Below are 14,121 nucleotides of genomic sequence, written 5' to 3' on the forward strand. Positions count from 1 at the left end.
TGTTGCGTTGCATAATACCCGCAACAAGGCATAACTCAAAAGCATAGTCGACGGCGCTATACTTAGGCCGTAACACCTGGCGCAGTTGCAGGTGAGGAGGATAAATGAAAATTACAGTGCTCGGATGCGGCGCTCTGGGCCAGCTTTGGCTGACCGCGCTATGCAAGCACGGACATGAAGTTCAGGGCTGGCTGCGCGTGCCCCAGCCCTACTGCAGTGTAAACCTGATTGCTGAAGACGGAAGCCTCTTTAACGAATCTCTTACCGCTAACGATCCCGATTTCCTGGCACAAAGCGACCTCCTGCTGGTGACGCTCAAGGCGTGGCAGGTTTCAGATGCGGTAAAGACGCTGTCCGCACAACTTCCCCCCGGCTCGCCCGTTTTGCTGCTGCATAACGGTATGGGAACGATTGATGAGCTGAAGAGCATTCCTCAGCCCCTGCTGATGGCCACCACCACCCACGCTGCGCGTCGCGACGGCAATATCATTATTCACGTAGCCAGCGGTGTGACGCATATCGGTCCGGCCCGCGAGCAGGACGGCGACTACAGCTATCTAGCGGATGTTCTACAGAAGGTGCTCCCGGACGTAGCGTGGCACAACAATATCCGTGCGCAACTCTGGCGCAAACTGGCGGTGAACTGCGTGATTAATCCGCTGACGGCGCTGTGGGATTGCCCAAACGGCGAGCTGAAAAACCATCCGCAGGAGATCGCCACGCTCTGTGAAGAAGTCGCTGCCGTAGTTGAACGCGAAGGCTTGCACACTTCGGCCGAAGATTTACGTTATTATGTCGAGCAGGTTATTGATAGTACGGCAGAAAATATCTCGTCGATGCTGCAGGACGTTCGGGCGTTACGCCACACCGAAATCGACTACATCACCGGCTATCTGCTAAAGCGCGCCCGTGCCCACGGCATTGCGGTGCCGGAAAACGCGCGTCTGTACGATCGGGTTAAACGTAAGGAGAGTGAGTATGAGCGCAACGGCACTGATATGCCTCGCCCCTGGTAGCGAAGAAATGGAAGCCGTCACCACCATCGACTTGATGGTGCGCGGCGGTATTGCGGTGACCACTGCCAGCGTCGCCAGCGACGGTAATCTGGCGATCGCCTGTTCACGCGGGGTGAAGATCCTTGCGGATGCGCCGCTGGTTCAGGTGGCGGACGGGGATTACGACATCATCGTGCTTCCCGGCGGCCTGAAAGGGGCAGAATGTTTTCGCGACAGCCCGTTACTGGTGGAAACCGTGCGTCAGTTCCATCTGTCCGGCCGCATCGTCGCCACAATTTGCGCTGCCGCCGGTACGGTCCTGGTTCCTCACGATATCTTCCCCATCGGCAATATGACCGGTTTCCCGGGGCTGAAGCATACGATCCCGGAAGAGCATTGGGTGGATAAACGCGTCGTCTGGGATCCGCGCGTCAACCTGCTCACCAGTCAGGGGCCCGGTACCGCGATTGATTTTGGCCTCAAGATTATTGACCTGCTGGTCGGGCGTGAAAAAGCGTACGAAGTCGCGTCGTCGCTGGTGATGCCGGCGGGGATTTATAATTACTATGAAGAGTAGTGCATAAAAAAGCCGGGTGGCGGCTACGCCTTACCCGGCCTACAAATGCACGGTACCGTAGGCCCGGTAAGCGAAGCGCCACCGGGCGAGAAACTACGGGCGATACACCTTCACATTCGCAAAGCCCTGCTCGCGCAGATACAGCGCCTGCAGACGGCTCATCACCCCTCGCTCACACCACAGCAGGTAGGTTTTGCTCTTATCGAGGTCGCCGAATTTGGTGCTCAGCTTGTAGAACGGCAGAGGCATCACCTCTACACCCTCAACATTCAGCGGTTTGGCATCCTGTTCGTCAATCGAACGGATATCTACAATCACGTCATTAGCGCTAAAACCGCTGACGGTTTCCACTTCAACCACGTCCTGCTCGGTCTGCTGGGCAATCTCGCGGATATCGATGTTTGACGCTTCCGCCACCACCTTCTCCAGGATCGCGAAATCGAAGTTTTCTTCTTCCGCTTCAATCTTCGCCTTCACCGCTTTGACGGTCGGGCTTTTTGAGATCACGCCGCAGTATTCCGGCATCGTGCGCGCAAAATCTTCGGTGCCGATTTCGCGCGCCAGATCGATGATGTGCTCTTTGTCGTGGGAGATCAGCGGACGCAGGATCAGCGTATCAGACACATTGTCGATAAGACGCAGGTTGGTCAGCGTCTGGCTGGAGACTTGGCCCAGCGCTTCGCCGGTAACCAGCGCCTGCACGCCGTAACGCTCGGCCACTTTGGATGCAGCACGCACCATCATGCGCTTCAGCACGACGCCCATCTGGCCGTCGTCCACTTTCTCGAGGATTTCGCCAACCACGGGCTCAAAGTTGATCGCCACAAAACGCACGCGGTGGGAGCTGCCGAAGCGGTTCCACAGGTAATGCGCCACCTGACGCACGCCGATTTCATGCGCCGCGCCGCCCAGGTTGAAGAAGCAGTAGTGTACGCGACAGCCGCGACGCATCAGCATATAGCTGGACACGCCGGAGTCGAAGCCACCGGAGATCAGCGACAGCACGTCTTCCTGAGTGCCGATCGGGAAACCGCCAATACCTTCGTAACGGCCTTTCACCAGCAGCAGGCGATCGTTTTCGATCTCAAGGTTAACGGTCACTTCTGGGTTGGTCAGACGCACGCGCGCAGACTCAACGTGCTGGTTCAGACCGCCGCCGACGTAACGTTCAACTTCAATGGAGCTGAACTCGTGCTTGCCGCGACGCTTCGCGCGCACGCAGAAGGTTTTGCCTTCGATCTGCTCGCGGTACTGCGCCAGCGCTTTTTCGAAGATGTCATGCATATCGGTGAACGGGACATCTTCCACTTCCAGAATATGGTGGATACCCGGAATACGGGTCAGCGCGTCGCGAATATCAAGGCGTTTGTTCTCGTCTTTGGCGCGGACTTCTACGTGGTCCCAGTGGCGCACCACGGCAAGGGTTTCGTCGTAGTGCTTTAATACGTTACGGATGTTCCCGGTGAGAATTTTAATAAAGCGCAAACGCACAGATTGGCTTTTGATGGTGATTTCAGGGAACAATTTAATGATAAACTTCATGGCGGCAATGTTTCTTAGGCAAGCTTATAAAGGCTTGTAGTGGAAAATGATACAGCAGCCCACACCCGTGGCTGCATCCAGGCGCGCAAGTATACCACCATCGCGCCGCTCGCGTTATTTGATAATTGCCCCGAGTCCGTTACCATGATGGGGCGAAGAATATAAGAGTTAATTCACTATGCCGAAGAAGAACGACGCACCGGCCAGTTTCGAAACTGCGCTGAGTGAACTGGAGAACATCGTTACCCGTCTTGAAAGCGGCGATCTCCCGCTGGAAGAGGCGCTCAACGAATTCGAGCGTGGCGTGCAGCTTGCGCGTCAGGGGCAGGTCAAACTGCAGCAGGCCGAGCAGCGCGTGCAAATCCTGCTTTCCGACAGCGAAGACGCGAAAACCACGCCTTTTACACCGGACGCCGAGTAAATGGATTTTGCCAACGAGCTTCAGGCGCGCGTCGTTCGCGCCAACGACGCCCTGCGCCGTTTTATTGCGCCACAGCCTTTTCAGAACACTCCACTGGTTGAGGCCATGCACTATGGCGCACTCTTGGGTGGAAAGCGCCTGCGCCCGTTCCTGGTGTACGCCACGGGCAAGATGTTTGGCATCAGCGAGACCACGCTGGACGCCCCGGCAGCCGCCGTTGAGTGCATCCATGCCTACTCGCTGATCCACGATGATCTGCCGGCTATGGATGATGACGATTTGCGTCGCGGCCAGCCAACCTGCCACATCAAGTTTGGCGAAGCGAACGCCATTCTGGCGGGCGACGCGCTGCAAACGCTGGCGTTCTCGATTTTAAGCGATGCGCCAATGGTTGAAGTGAGCGACCGCGATCGTCTGGCAATGGTGTCCGAACTGGCGATGGCCAGCGGCGTTGCCGGAATGTGTGGCGGTCAGGCGCTGGATTTAGAGGCAGAAGGTCGTCAGGTTAATCTGGAACAGCTGGAGCGCATCCACCGTCATAAAACGGGCGCGCTCATTCGTGCAGCCGTTCGCCTTGGCGCGCTGAGCGCGGGTGAACAGGGGCGCAAAGCGCTGCCGACTCTGGACAGATACGCAGAAAGTATCGGTCTGGCATTCCAGGTTCAGGATGACATTCTGGATGTGGTGGGCGATACTGCAACATTGGGTAAACGTCAGGGTGCGGACCAGCAGCTTGGCAAAAGTACCTACCCCGCCCTGCTGGGCCTTGAGCAAGCCCAACGTAAAGCCCGGGACCTGATAGCGGATGCCCGCCAGTCGCTGAACCAGCTGGCCGCGCAATCACTGGATACCTCGGCACTGGAAGCGCTAGCGGACTACATAATCCAGCGTGATAAATAAAACAACCTATCTCGATGAGCCTTTGATGAGTTTTGATATTGCCAAATACCCGACGCTGGCGTTAGTAGACTCCACCCAGGAGTTACGCCTGTTGCCGAAAGAGAGCCTGCCGAAGCTGTGCGACGAACTGCGTCGCTACCTGCTCGACAGCGTTAGCCGCTCCAGCGGTCATTTCGCCTCCGGGCTTGGCACGGTTGAGCTGACCGTGGCGCTTCATTACGTCTATAACACGCCGTTCGATCAACTCATCTGGGACGTCGGCCACCAGGCCTATCCGCACAAAATTCTGACCGGCCGTCGCGATAAAATTGGCACCATTCGTCAGAAGGGTGGCCTCCACCCCTTCCCGTGGCGCGGTGAGAGCGAGTACGACGTGCTGAGCGTCGGCCACTCCTCTACCTCCATTTCGGCGGGTATCGGTATTGCCGTTGCCGCCGAGAAAGAGAACAAGCAGCGCCGCACCGTCTGCGTCATTGGCGACGGGGCGATCACCGCCGGTATGGCATTTGAAGCCATGAACCACGCGGGGGATATCAAGCCGGACATGCTCGTTGTCCTCAACGATAACGAAATGTCGATCTCCGAGAACGTCGGCGCGCTGAATAACCATCTGGCGCAGCTGCTCTCCGGCAAGCTCTACTCCACCCTGCGCGAAGGTGGCAAGAAAGTCTTCTCCGGCGTACCGCCGATTAAAGAGCTGCTCAAACGCACCGAAGAACACATCAAAGGCATGGTGGTGCCGGGCACCCTGTTTGAAGAGCTGGGCTTTAACTACATCGGCCCGGTAGACGGCCATGACGTGCTGGGGCTGGTGACGACGCTCAAGAACATGCGTGACCTGAAAGGCCCGCAGTTCCTGCACATCATGACCAAAAAAGGACGTGGCTACGAACCGGCGGAAAAAGATCCGATTACCTTCCACGCGGTACCGAAGTTCGATCCTACCAGCGGCTGTCTGCCAAAAAGCAGCGGCGGCATGCCGAGCTACTCGAAAATCTTTGGCGACTGGCTGTGTGAAACGGCGGCCAAAGACAACAAGCTGATGGCGGTAACGCCTGCCATGCGTGAAGGCTCCGGCATGGTGGAGTTCTCAAAAAAATACCCTGACCAGTATTTTGACGTGGCGATTGCCGAGCAGCATGCGGTGACGTTTGCGGCGGGACTGGCGATTGGCGGCTACAACCCGGTGGTGGCGATTTACTCCACCTTCCTGCAGCGCGCCTACGACCAGGTGATCCACGACGTCGCCATCCAGAAGCTGCCGGTGCTCTTTGCTATTGACCGCGCGGGCATTGTGGGGGCCGACGGCCAGACGCACCAGGGCGCATTTGACCTCTCCTTCCTGCGCTGCATCCCGGACATGGTGATCATGACGCCAAGCGACGAGAACGAATGTCGCCAGATGCTGTTCACCGGCTACCACTACCAGGACGGCCCGAGCGCGGTTCGCTATCCGCGTGGAAACGCGGTGGGCGTTGAGCTGGCTCCGCTGGAAAAACTTGAGGTGGGTAAAGGTCTGGTGAAGCGCCGCGGCGAGAAAGTGGCGATCCTGAACTTCGGCACATTAATGCCGGAAGCGGCAAGCGTTGCCGAAACGCTGAACGCCACGCTGGTGGATATGCGCTTTGTGAAACCGCTTGATGAATCCCTGATCCTCAGCATGGCGGAAGGTCATGACCTGCTGGTAACGCTGGAAGAGAACGCCATCATGGGCGGCGCGGGCAGCGGCGTAAACGAAGTGCTGATGGCGAACCGTAAAATGATCCCGGTGCTGAACCTCGGCCTGCCGGATCGCTTTATTCCTCAAGGCACGCAGGACGAGGCCCGCGCGGCTATTGGCCTGGATGCCGCCGGTATCGAAGCCAAAATCCGCTCCTGGCTGGCATAACCCCTCCCCTTTTCTGCTCCTGCTATGCTTAAACGTAATGTTTAAAACAGCAGGAGCGGACCGTGCAATACAATACATTAGGAAAAACTGACCTTAAGGTTTCCCGACTGTGCCTGGGCTGTATGACCTTTGGCGAGCCTGACCGGGGTAAACACGCCTGGACGCTGCCGGAAGAGAGCAGCCGCCCCATCATTAAACGCGCCCTCGACGGCGGCATTAACTTTTTTGATACCGCCAACAGCTACTCCGACGGCAGCAGCGAGGAGATCGTTGGCCGCGCCCTGCGCGACTTTGCCCGACGCGAAGACGTGGTCGTTGCGACCAAGGTGTACCATCAGGTTGGCGATTTGACTGAAGGTCTTTCCCGCGCGCAGATCCTGCGCTCCATTGACGACAGCCTTCGCCGCCTGAACATGGATTACGTGGACCTGCTGCAGATCCACCGCTGGGACTACAACACCCCAATTGAAGAGACGCTGGAAGCGCTGAACGACGTGGTGAAAGCCGGAAAAGCGCGCTACATCGGCGCATCGTCTATGCATGCTTCGCAGTTTGCCCAAGCGCTGGATCTGCAGGCGCAGAACGGCTGGGCGCGCTTTGTCAGCATGCAGGATCACTACAACCTGATCTACCGCGAAGAAGAGCGCGAAATGCTGCCGCTATGCTACCAGGAAGGCGTGGCGGTGATCCCCTGGAGCCCGCTGGCGCGAGGCCGCCTGACCCGCCCGTGGGGTGAAACCACCGCCCGCTCGGTGTCTGACGAGTTTGGCAAAACGCTGTATGAAGGCACAGAGGGCAGCGATGCGCTGATTGCCGAACGTCTGGCAGGCATTGCCGACGATACGGGCGCAACGCGCGCGCAGGTCGCCCTGGCGTGGCTGCTGAGCAAACGCGGCGTTGCGGCACCGATCATTGGCACGTCGCGCGAGGAACAGCTGGATGAGCTGCTGAGCGCGGTGGATTTAACGCTAACGCCGGAGCAGATTGCCGAGCTGGAAACGCCGTATCAGCAGCATCCGGTGGTTGGGTTTAAGTAAGCCCTCTCCCTAACCCTTTAATCCGTAGGCCGGGTAAGGCGAAGCCGCCACCCGGCAATACAGAGCGCACGAACTTACGCGAAGTGATCGTACCCTTTCCAGTCCAGCGTAACCGGAGCACCTTCCCGGACAAACTTCAGCCCTTCGCTCTCCGGCATGATTTGACCAATGCAGGTAAATTTCGCGCCAAGATGCGCTAACGCCACGTCCAGCGTTCCACGGTTCAGCTCAGGAACGGTGAAGCACAGTTCGTAATCCTCGCCGCCGGAAAGCGCCCAGCGCAGCGCCTGCTCAGGTTCCACATGGCGAAGCAGTTCCTCAGACAGCGGGAAGAGATCCAGATCAACGCGCGCGCCGACGCTGCTGGCCTGCAGAATATGACCGAGGTCTGAGATAAGCCCGTCAGACAGATCGATAGCCGAACTTGCCCGCTCGCGCAGCGCCTGGCCGTGCAGAATACGCGGTGTTGGGCGCAGGTGACGCTTCACCAGGTAGGCCGCATCGTCGGCATCTTCAACCGTTAAGCGATTCTGAAGGATAGCTAACCCAGCGGCGCTGTCCCCCGGCGTACCGGTCACGTAGATCCAGTCACCCGGCTTCGCGCCCGAGCGCTTCAGCGCGCGGCCAACCGGCACGTAGCCGTGGATTGCCAGCGTCATCGACAGCGGCCCGGCGGTGGTATCACCGCCAATCAGCTGCATATCGTAATAATTCAGCTGTTCAAACAGCGCGTCGCTAAACGCTTCAAGCCAGGATTCATCAACATCGGGAAGGGTCAAGGCGAGGGTTAACCACGCGGGATCGGCTCCCATGGCGGCCAGGTCGCTCACGTTGACGGCCAGCGCTTTGTACGCCAGATCGGCAGGATTGATATCCGGCAAGAAATGACGTCCGCACACCAGGGTGTCGGTGCTGATTGCCAGCGTCTGTTTTTCGGGAATATTGAGAAGTGCACAGTCATCGCCAATGCCGGTTTCAACATCAAGACGAGAGGTTCTGACACGATCGAAATAACGGGCAATCAGGGAGAATTCGCCGCATGCCATACGTTATGCCTCAGCAAATTAAATAAAAAAACCGGAGCCGCACTGCCAAAAAGGCAATGCAAGACTCCGGTTGGCGGATCACTTTTTGTGGGGACGGATCGCAGGTGCAGCTTTATCCAGCACGCCGTTAACAAACTTGTGGCTGTCTTCAGCGCCGAAGGTTTTCGCCAGTTCGATCGCTTCGTTGATAGCCACTTTGTACGGCACATCATCACGTTTAGACAGCTCAAACAGCGCGATACGCAACACTGCTTTTTCAACCTGGCCCAGCTCTTCGAGCAGGCGGGACAGATATGGCTTCATCAGACCATCGAGATACGCGCTATTAGTCGCCACTCCCGACAGCAGTTCACGGAAGTACAGAACGTCAACGTCTTTCACGTCCTGTTCTGACAGGAACTGGTATTCAACATCAGCGATGTCGTTCTGGGACAACTGCCAGGAGTAAAGCGCCTGAACGGCACATTCACGGGCGCGGCGACGAGCAGCAGGTTTCACGGAATTCCCCTTACAAAAAAATCAGGCCTTGATGGCTTTCAATACATTGATCATTTCAAGCGCGGTCAGTGCAGCTTCTGCACCTTTGTTACCGGCTTTGGTGCCAGCACGTTCGATGGCTTGTTCAATACTTTCGGTGGTCAGCACGCCGAACGCGACAGGGATTTCAGCATCCTGTGCAACGTGTGCCAGACCGTTGCTTGCACCGCCCGCAACGTATTCGAAGTGCGCAGTGCCGCCACGAATAACAGTACCCAGCGCAATCACCGCGTCGTATTTACCGGTTTTCGCCAGCGCGCCGGCTGCCAGAGGCAGTTCATAAGCACCTGGAACCCAAACAACGGTAATGTTGTCATCTTTAACCTGGCCGATACGTTTCAGGGCGTCAATCGCACCTTCAAGCAGGCTGTCGTTGATGAAGTTGTTGAAACGCGCAATGGTGATGGCGACGCGAGCGTCCGGGGTAGCTACAGCAGCTTCAATAATGTTCATACTCTTCCTTTACGGGTTCATTTGGCCCCGCAGGGGGGCGGATTTTATCATAATACTTTGCGCACTGCTTCCCTATTTCAGGAGCAATTACGCTGTCGTTAAGTGGAGGCAGACATCCGGACCTACCGGACGAATCTCGCTAAATTTGAGTTGCGGTGCATCAGCCAGTTTTTCAAGGCCGGGCAGCACAAACAGGCCACGCGCGTCGTTGCCTAACAGTTTAGGCGCAACGTAGACGAGAAGCTCGTCCACCAGCCCCGCCTGGAGCAGCGCGCCGGCGAGCGTTGGGCCCGCTTCCACCCAGATGCTGTTCACCTGCTGCTTGCCCAGCAGCATCATCAGCACCACCAGATCGAGATGCCCATTGTGCTCTGGCACCATAATGCTGCGTAGGCCTTCCGGCCATTCACGCGTATCTTCCTTCGTGCGGGCAATCCAGGTTTCGCCCGGCTGCTGCACAATGAGATGTTCCGGCGTCACGCGGTTCTGGCTATCAATGATAATCCGCAGCGGCTGGCGCAGGGTTTCCTGCGGATAGAGCGCCTGGGTATCGGCATTCAGCTCGTTCCAGCGCACGGTCATGGCCGGATCGTCAGCCAGAACGGTTTCGCTGCTGGTGAGAATAGCATGGCTTTGCGCGCGCAGACGTTGCACATCGCGCCTTGCCTGTGGCGAGGTTACCCACTGGCTCTCGCCGCTTGCCATTGCCGTGCGGCCATCCAGCGAGGCGCCCAGCTTAAGCTGGATATACGGGAAACCGGTGCGCATGCGCTTCAGGAAGCCTTTATTCAGGGCCTCTGCATCCTGCATCATCAGGCCATGGCTGACGTCGATCCCTTCCTGCTGGAGGCGGTACAGGCCGCGCCCGGCCACCTGTGGATTCGGATCCTGCATCGAAGCAACCACGCGCGCGACGCCTGCCGCAATCAGCGCGTCGCAGCACGGCGGCGTGCGCCCGTGATGGCTGCAGGGTTCCAGCGTGACGTAGGCCGTCGCGCCGCGCGCCTTCTCACCCGCCATGCGCAGGGCATGCACTTCGGCATGCGGCTCGCCGGCGCGGTGGTGATAGCCTTCGCCCACAACCTCGCCGTCTTTAACAATGACGCACCCAACGTTCGGGTTGGGATGAGTAGTAAAACGACCGCGCTGCGCCAGCTTCATGGCTCGCGCCATGTAAATTTCGTCCTGCATGGGCCTAATCCTGTAAGCGGGCGATCTCTTCGCCAAATTCTTTGATGTCTTCGAAGCTGCGGTAAACGGAAGCGAAGCGGATATAGGCGACTTTATCGAGCTTTTTCAGCTGCTCCATCACCAGGTTGCCGATCATCTTGCTCGGCACCTCGCGCTCGCCTAAGCCACGAAGATAAGATTTGATATGGTTTAAGGCCATTTCCACGTCGTCCGCGCTGACCGGACGTTTTTCCAGCGCCTTCAGCATTCCGCTGCGCAGCTTCTCTTCGTTGAAGGGCTCACGCACATCATTACTTTTCACGACGCGCGGCATCACCAGTTCAGCAACCTCAAAGGTCGTGAAACGCTCGTTGCACACCAGACACTGCCGACGACGGCGAACGGAGGACCCTTCGCCCACGAGGCGAGAGTCAATGACTTTGGTATCCACAGCGGAGCAAAATGGGCAATGCATACGGTGTCCCTGTTATCTGGTTAACTGATTTCTATTTTACCCTGAACTGGCCTGACAACAAAGGAAGAGCTTTTTGAGACAAAGGATCTATGCCTGACGCCCTTAAGATGTCTACCATTATCAGGATCCGTTATTTCAAGGAAATAAACGCAATGACAAGACGTTACCTGAAAATTCTGCTGGTGGGGAGCCTCTTCACCCTTAGCGCATGTGCACAGCAAACTGAAGTCCGCCAGATGAAACAAAGCGTGAATACGCTAAATACGGCGCTGGACAAGCTGAACAAAGAAACCGTTAAAATCACCCAGCAAAACGCCCTCAACGCCAAATCCGCCAGCGGCGTGTATCTTCTGCCAGGCGCCAACACGCCTGCCCGCCTGAAAAGCCAGATCGGTACCTTAAAGATGTCTCTGGTGAATGTTGCGGCGAATGCAGATGGTACTCGCGCAACATTACGTATACAGGGCGAGTCTAACGATCCGCTTCCCGCGTTTACCGGCACCGTAGAGTGGGGGCAGATCCAGGGCACTACAGAGAGCTATCAGGAGGTGAACGTCAAGAACCAGCTCTTTACGGCTCCCGCCAGCACGCTGGCGCCGAGCGACGTTGATATCCCGCTGCAGCTGAGCGGACTCACTCCTGAACAGCTGGGCTTTATCCGTATCCACGACATACAACCCGCCGCGCAATAACCCCCCTTTTTGCGGAGTGCAGTGTCACTCCGCTAACATTTACATTTCGTATGGATTGGCAACATAAATGTTTGCCGTTACAATCCCGGCCGTTTAAAGTACGCAAACGTGAACGCAATCGATTACGCGTGTGAGAGATATGTGAAACAACACATATTTTTGTGAGCAGGGATTCCTATAATAGGCTCCGCAGAAACACGAAATATTTAGAAACGCAATTCGCGCATTTTTCACTCCCGGAAGGGAATTTCAATCAGTGGCATGATTATGAAAAAAACATTACTCGCAGCCGGTGCAGTACTGGCACTGTCCTCCTCTTTCACTGCTAACGCAGCGGAAAACAATAAACCAGAATATGTTTCCGACTGGTGGCACCAGAGCGTTAACGTGGTCGGCAGCTACCACACCCGTTTCGGACCACAGATCCGCAACGACACCTACCTGGAATACGAAGCGTTCGCCAAGAAAGACTGGTTTGATTTCTACGGCTACATGGATGCACCGGTCTTCTTCGGCGGTAACACCGACGCGAAGGGTATCTGGAACCACGGTTCCCCACTGTTTATGGAGATCGAACCGCGCTTCTCCATCGACAAGCTGACCGGTTCTGATCTGAGCTTCGGTCCGTTCAAAGAGTGGTACATCGCGAACAACTATATCTACGACATGGGCCGTAACAAGTCCGGCCGTCAGAGCACCTGGTATATGGGTCTGGGTACCGACATTGACACCGGCCTGCCGATGAGCCTGTCCATGAACGTGTACGCGAAATACCAGTGGCAAAACTACGGTGCAGCGAACGAAAACGAGTGGGACGGCTACCGTTTCAAAGTGAAATACTTTGTGCCAATCACCCAGCTGTGGGGCGGCAACCTGAGCTACATCGGCTTCACCAACTTTGACTGGGGTTCAGACCTGGGCGACAACGACTTCCGCGATCTGAACGGCAAGAAAGCACGCACCAACGACTCCATCGCGTCCAGCCATATCCTGGCGCTGAACTACGATCACTGGCACTACTCCGTTGTTGCGCGTTACTGGCACAACGGTGGTCAGTGGAACGACGACGCTAGCCTGAACTTCGGCAACGGCGACTTCAGCGTCCGTTCTACCGGCTGGGGTGGTTACCTGGTAGTGGGTTACAACTTCTAATCAGTGCGGATTTCGCCCGGTGGCGCTACGCTTACCGGGCCTACGATCCGAATGTAGGCCGGGTAAGGCATCGCCGCCACCCGGCTTTTTACTGCTTAACTTTCCGCAAAAAATCCGCCAGAGACCTGTCCGCACTCTCGCTAAAGCGTCTTTCCGTCAGTGCAATATTCAAACACCTGTCGAGCCGGAAACAGCGATAGTCATCGCGCCGCTCGCACCACGCCGCCAGCAGCCAGTGCTCGCCCCAGAAGAACAGCCCCAGCGGCTGCACCTCACGCCAGGAGAGCTGCCCGGCTTCATCGCGATAATGCAGCGCCAGCACGCGCTGAGCCGATATCGCCTGATGGATCACATCAAATCCGCTGCGGGAATGAGGCTGAAGCGCGATATCCGGCGCATAAATCCGCGTCTGCTCCGCCTTGCGTCTGCTCTCCTCTGGCAGAATAGCCAGCACCTTCTCCTGAGCCGACTCCAGCTCGCGGGATAGCGACTCTCCGCCCCAGGTTTTCAGCAGGCGAATCGCCACCATCAGCGCCTCGGACTCTCTGTTGGTCAGCATCAGCGGCGGCAGGTCAAAACCCGACATCAGCCGATATCCGCTCCCCGCTTCGCCCTCCACCGGCACGCCGGAGAGCGACAGGTCGCGGATATCCCGGTAAACCGTGCGTTCAGATACGCCGAGCCTCTCCGCCAGAAGCGCTGCCGTGGTCAGACGCCTGCCGCGCAGGACCTGCACAATCTGAAACAAACGGTCAGCGCGTCGGGTCATGTTTTTTCAGCTCTCAGACAGGTTGATGGAGGCCAACGCGATTACCTTCGCTGTCGGTAAACAACGCTATAGTGCCAATACCGTTTGGCAGTTCCAACGGCCCGAATACGCACTCACCGCCTGCGGTAACGATACGGTCGAGCGTTGCCGCCAGATTGTCAGTATGCAGGTAAATAATAGCGCCCTGCTGTGACGGCGTAATACCGTCAAATTTAGCGAGCGCGCCGCCGGTTGCCGGGTCTTCATGCGGAAAAATGGCCAGCTCTGCGACATCCATTTTCTCGCGCTTCAGCGTAACCTGCATCACGGGTTCATAAAATTTGATGGCGCGATCCATATCAGCGACCGGGATCTCAAACCAGTTAATCACATTTTTCATACGTCCTCCTGCCTGTTGTTTGGGTTCAGGAGAAGTCTACGACAGGGCTCCTGACAGCATACTGTCAGGAGTGTTTGTCAGCAGCGGG

Annotated in this window: 16 protein-coding genes; 8 read left to right on the top strand and 8 right to left on the bottom strand. The window is 57.1% G+C overall.

All coding sequences use genetic code 11. From position 1 onward, the window contains the following. The first annotated feature begins 104 nt into the window (after positions 1 to 104). Both panE and yajL read left to right on the top strand, forming a co-directional pair. On the top strand, positions 105 to 1,016 hold the full coding sequence (gene panE / locus D5067_RS17715) for a 2-dehydropantoate 2-reductase (protein WP_119935302.1): 912 nt from the start codon (positions 105 to 107) through the stop codon (positions 1,014 to 1,016). Then, the gene (yajL, locus tag D5067_RS17720) at positions 979 to 1,572 is read left to right on the top strand and encodes a protein deglycase YajL (RefSeq protein ID WP_119935303.1); all 594 of its coding nucleotides are present in this window, start codon (positions 979 to 981) and stop codon (positions 1,570 to 1,572) included. Before panE ends, yajL begins: the two co-directional genes overlap by 38 nt. Positions 1,573 to 1,665: 93 nt before the next feature. Here yajL and thiI read toward each other — a convergent pair whose 3' ends face one another. Continuing rightward, positions 1,666 to 3,114, bottom strand: coding sequence for a tRNA uracil 4-sulfurtransferase ThiI (thiI, locus tag D5067_RS17725; RefSeq protein ID WP_119935304.1), 1,449 nt, complete (start codon positions 3,112 to 3,114; stop codon positions 1,666 to 1,668). Between the two features lie 178 nt (positions 3,115 to 3,292). Between thiI and xseB the strand changes: the two genes are divergently transcribed. From xseB to D5067_RS17745, 4 genes are all read left to right on the top strand, one after another. Beyond that, the gene (gene xseB, locus D5067_RS17730; protein WP_119935305.1) at positions 3,293 to 3,535 is read left to right on the top strand and encodes an exodeoxyribonuclease VII small subunit; all 243 of its coding nucleotides are present in this window, start codon (positions 3,293 to 3,295) and stop codon (positions 3,533 to 3,535) included. Beyond that, entirely contained in the window at positions 3,536 to 4,435 is a 900-nt protein-coding gene (ispA, locus tag D5067_RS17735) for a (2E,6E)-farnesyl diphosphate synthase (protein ID WP_119935306.1), read from the top strand. Positions 4,436 to 4,460: 25 nt separating this feature from the next. Further along, positions 4,461 to 6,323, top strand: a complete 1,863-nt coding sequence (gene dxs, locus D5067_RS17740) for a 1-deoxy-D-xylulose-5-phosphate synthase (RefSeq protein ID WP_119935307.1) — start codon at positions 4,461 to 4,463, stop codon at positions 6,321 to 6,323. Between the two features lie 62 nt (positions 6,324 to 6,385). Further along, on the top strand, positions 6,386 to 7,360 hold the full coding sequence (locus tag D5067_RS17745; protein ID WP_119935308.1) for an aldo/keto reductase: 975 nt from the start codon (positions 6,386 to 6,388) through the stop codon (positions 7,358 to 7,360). A 74-nt stretch (positions 7,361 to 7,434) separates the two neighbouring features. Here the strand turns inward: D5067_RS17745 and thiL are convergent, their stop codons facing one another. The 5 genes from thiL to nrdR form a co-directional block, all read right to left on the bottom strand. After that, the gene (thiL, locus tag D5067_RS17750) at positions 7,435 to 8,406 is read right to left on the bottom strand and encodes a thiamine-phosphate kinase (protein WP_119935309.1); all 972 of its coding nucleotides are present in this window, start codon (positions 8,404 to 8,406) and stop codon (positions 7,435 to 7,437) included. 78 nt (positions 8,407 to 8,484) lie between these two features. Next, positions 8,485 to 8,904 carry a transcription antitermination factor NusB gene (gene nusB / locus D5067_RS17755; protein WP_006809908.1) on the bottom strand — a complete coding sequence of 140 codons (420 nt, stop codon included), beginning with the start codon at positions 8,902 to 8,904 and terminating at the stop codon, positions 8,485 to 8,487. Between the two features lie 21 nt (positions 8,905 to 8,925). After that, positions 8,926 to 9,396, bottom strand: a complete 471-nt coding sequence (gene ribH, locus D5067_RS17760; protein WP_006176874.1) for a 6,7-dimethyl-8-ribityllumazine synthase — start codon at positions 9,394 to 9,396, stop codon at positions 8,926 to 8,928. A gap of 87 nt (positions 9,397 to 9,483) precedes the next feature. Then, positions 9,484 to 10,587: a bifunctional diaminohydroxyphosphoribosylaminopyrimidine deaminase/5-amino-6-(5-phosphoribosylamino)uracil reductase RibD gene (gene ribD / locus D5067_RS17765; RefSeq protein WP_119935310.1), complete on the bottom strand. Its 1,104-nt coding sequence runs from the start codon at positions 10,585 to 10,587 to the stop codon at positions 9,484 to 9,486. 4 nt (positions 10,588 to 10,591) lie between these two features. Continuing rightward, positions 10,592 to 11,041, bottom strand: a complete 450-nt coding sequence (gene nrdR, locus D5067_RS17770; RefSeq protein WP_008503337.1) for a transcriptional regulator NrdR — start codon at positions 11,039 to 11,041, stop codon at positions 10,592 to 10,594. Positions 11,042 to 11,193: 152 nt separating this feature from the next. Between nrdR and D5067_RS17775 the strand changes: the two genes are divergently transcribed. Further along, complete coding sequence (locus D5067_RS17775) at positions 11,194 to 11,733, top strand: SadB/YajI family lipoprotein (RefSeq protein ID WP_119935311.1); 540 nt, start codon at positions 11,194 to 11,196, stop codon at positions 11,731 to 11,733. Between the two features lie 267 nt (positions 11,734 to 12,000). Beyond that, a complete protein-coding gene (locus D5067_RS17780) occupies positions 12,001 to 12,885 on the top strand; it encodes a nucleoside-specific channel-forming protein Tsx (RefSeq protein WP_119935472.1) in 885 nt (294 codons plus the stop codon). 88 nt (positions 12,886 to 12,973) lie between these two features. Here the strand turns inward: D5067_RS17780 and D5067_RS17785 are convergent, their stop codons facing one another. Both D5067_RS17785 and D5067_RS17790 read right to left on the bottom strand, forming a co-directional pair. Beyond that, complete coding sequence (locus tag D5067_RS17785; protein WP_119935312.1) at positions 12,974 to 13,654, bottom strand: helix-turn-helix transcriptional regulator; 681 nt, start codon at positions 13,652 to 13,654, stop codon at positions 12,974 to 12,976. Between the two features lie 13 nt (positions 13,655 to 13,667). Then, the gene (locus D5067_RS17790) at positions 13,668 to 14,033 is read right to left on the bottom strand and encodes a VOC family protein (protein ID WP_119935313.1); all 366 of its coding nucleotides are present in this window, start codon (positions 14,031 to 14,033) and stop codon (positions 13,668 to 13,670) included. Positions 14,034 to 14,121: the final 88 nt, after the last annotated feature.

The organism is Enterobacter huaxiensis (assembly GCF_003594935.2).
Lineage (GTDB): Bacteria > Pseudomonadota > Gammaproteobacteria > Enterobacterales > Enterobacteriaceae > Enterobacter > Enterobacter huaxiensis.

Coding starts and splice junctions, on each gene's coding strand:
- panE (WP_119935302.1), top strand. CDS start 105: ATGAAAATTACAGTGCTCGGATGCGGCGCTCTGGGCCAGCTTTGGCTG.
- yajL (WP_119935303.1), top strand. CDS start 979: ATGAGCGCAACGGCACTGATATGCCTCGCCCCTGGTAGCGAAGAAATG.
- thiI (WP_119935304.1), bottom strand. CDS start 3,114: ATGAAGTTTATCATTAAATTGTTCCCTGAAATCACCATCAAAAGCCAA.
- xseB (WP_119935305.1), top strand. CDS start 3,293: ATGCCGAAGAAGAACGACGCACCGGCCAGTTTCGAAACTGCGCTGAGT.
- ispA (WP_119935306.1), top strand. CDS start 3,536: ATGGATTTTGCCAACGAGCTTCAGGCGCGCGTCGTTCGCGCCAACGAC.
- dxs (WP_119935307.1), top strand. CDS start 4,461: ATGAGTTTTGATATTGCCAAATACCCGACGCTGGCGTTAGTAGACTCC.
- thiL (WP_119935309.1), bottom strand. CDS start 8,406: ATGGCATGCGGCGAATTCTCCCTGATTGCCCGTTATTTCGATCGTGTC.
- ribH (WP_006176874.1), bottom strand. CDS start 9,396: ATGAACATTATTGAAGCTGCTGTAGCTACCCCGGACGCTCGCGTCGCC.
- ribD (WP_119935310.1), bottom strand. CDS start 10,587: ATGCAGGACGAAATTTACATGGCGCGAGCCATGAAGCTGGCGCAGCGC.
- nrdR (WP_008503337.1), bottom strand. CDS start 11,041: ATGCATTGCCCATTTTGCTCCGCTGTGGATACCAAAGTCATTGACTCT.
- D5067_RS17775 (WP_119935311.1), top strand. CDS start 11,194: ATGACAAGACGTTACCTGAAAATTCTGCTGGTGGGGAGCCTCTTCACC.
- D5067_RS17780 (WP_119935472.1), top strand. CDS start 12,001: ATGAAAAAAACATTACTCGCAGCCGGTGCAGTACTGGCACTGTCCTCC.
- D5067_RS17785 (WP_119935312.1), bottom strand. CDS start 13,654: ATGACCCGACGCGCTGACCGTTTGTTTCAGATTGTGCAGGTCCTGCGC.
- D5067_RS17790 (WP_119935313.1), bottom strand. CDS start 14,033: ATGAAAAATGTGATTAACTGGTTTGAGATCCCGGTCGCTGATATGGAT.